This is a genomic window from Polaribacter sp. (assembly GCF_965656025.1).
Taxonomy (GTDB): domain Bacteria; phylum Bacteroidota; class Bacteroidia; order Flavobacteriales; family Flavobacteriaceae; genus Polaribacter.
Window position 1 is genome coordinate 15,448 of sequence record NZ_CBFHJT010000006.1, and the last position, 1,453, is coordinate 16,900.

2 protein-coding genes are annotated in these 1,453 nt (G+C 27.4%); both read left to right on the forward strand.

Annotated features, from left to right (window positions below):
• On the forward strand, positions 1 to 378 hold a 378-nt coding region (locus tag ACTG3S_RS01985; RefSeq protein ID WP_439127701.1), incomplete at its 5' end, for a hypothetical protein.
• Between the two features lie 70 nt (positions 379 to 448).
• Positions 449 to 1,303, forward strand: coding sequence for a hypothetical protein (locus ACTG3S_RS01990; protein WP_439127702.1), 855 nt, complete (start codon positions 449 to 451; stop codon positions 1,301 to 1,303).
• Positions 1,304 to 1,453: the final 150 nt, after the last annotated feature.

A 1,453-nucleotide genomic window follows, 5' to 3' on the forward strand; every position in this document is an offset into this window, starting at 1 on the left:
AAACAAGATGTAGTTAAAGAAACCTCTAAAAAACAAAAAGTATTTAAGTTAAAACCTAATTTTAAATATGCAATTGCAGCTTCTGTAGTATGTTTGTTAAGCTTAACTGTTTGGTTACAAACCCTAAATAATGGTGATATAGAAAATACAAATATCGAGCTTTTATCTTTTCAGGATGATGTTTTAATAAACGCTATTATGGTAAATGATGCAGATTTAGATTCTTTTACCGAAATGACTTTAATTAATGAAATTGTAATAAAAGCAGAAATTTCTGAGCAACAAATAGATGATTTATTTATCAATTCTTTATTTGTAGAAGATTCATTAATAGATAATTACACTAAAAACAACTTTGTAGATAAAATTATTTTATAATTTTTTCAAACTATTTTAAAAATGTAGGTTCTAAGGAGTAACAGCAATTATTAATTTAAAATTATCAATTATGAAAACCACACATTTAAAATTAAGTATTTCAAAAATTACATTTTCTACAGTGCTATTCTTTTTAGTATTTCTATTTTCTTGTTCAGAGAACAATGAAACAATTACAGATGATTCAGCTTTGATAGAAAAAATAGACAATGCTACAAAAACTAAAATTTCTGAATCAAATTTACCAGTAGCTACAGAAACTGCTTTTTCTGATGAATTAGCAGATAGTTATATAACCTCAGTAGAAATTGCGCCTAATTTAGGTTATAAAGTTGCTGTGGCAACTGATAATGAGGAAAGAGCAGAAGCAACAGCAGATGTTTATTTTACATTACAAGGAAAACAGCTACAAGATAGACGAGAAAAAGCAAAAAGAAGAAGACATAAGTGTTTTACTTTTGTTTTACCATTAACCCTATTTATGCCAGATAATACAAACATCACCTTAAAGGAAAAAGAAGATTGGGTATTGGTTAGACAGTGGTACAAAGATAATAGACCTTCTAAAGGGCGTCCAGAATTAGTGTTTCCATTAGATATAGAATTAGAAGATGGCACAATAGAAACTTTATTAGATGTTGATGAGTTAAAAGAAGTCAAAAAAGCTTGTAAAGATGCCAAAGATAAAAGAAAGTGTTTTAAATTGGCTTTGCCCGTTAGTTTTACAATGCCTGATGCTACTGTGATAGATGTTTTATTAAGAGAAGATTTTAAATTGGTTAGAGAATGGCATATTGCAAACCCAGATATTAAAGAAAAAGGATCGCTAAATTTTCCTTTAGATATAGAATATAAAGACGGTACCATAGTTACTATTAATGATGTTACTGAATTTAGGGTTGCAAAGCAAGATTGTAAAAATTAAATTGATTTTATTACTTTTATAGTGAATGAGTAAAAAAATAGAAATGAATATAAAAACCAAAATAATAAGTCTAAGTTTTATAGCTTTTATGTTTTTTAACGCGCCTATTTTTGCTCAAGACAATAATTATGCACTCATCACAAAAGAGCT

Bases quoted from the DNA above. Each gene is read 5' to 3' on its own strand.
- ACTG3S_RS01990 (WP_439127702.1), top strand. From the start codon at position 449: ATGAAAACCACACATTTAAAATTAAGTATTTCAAAAATTACATTTTCT.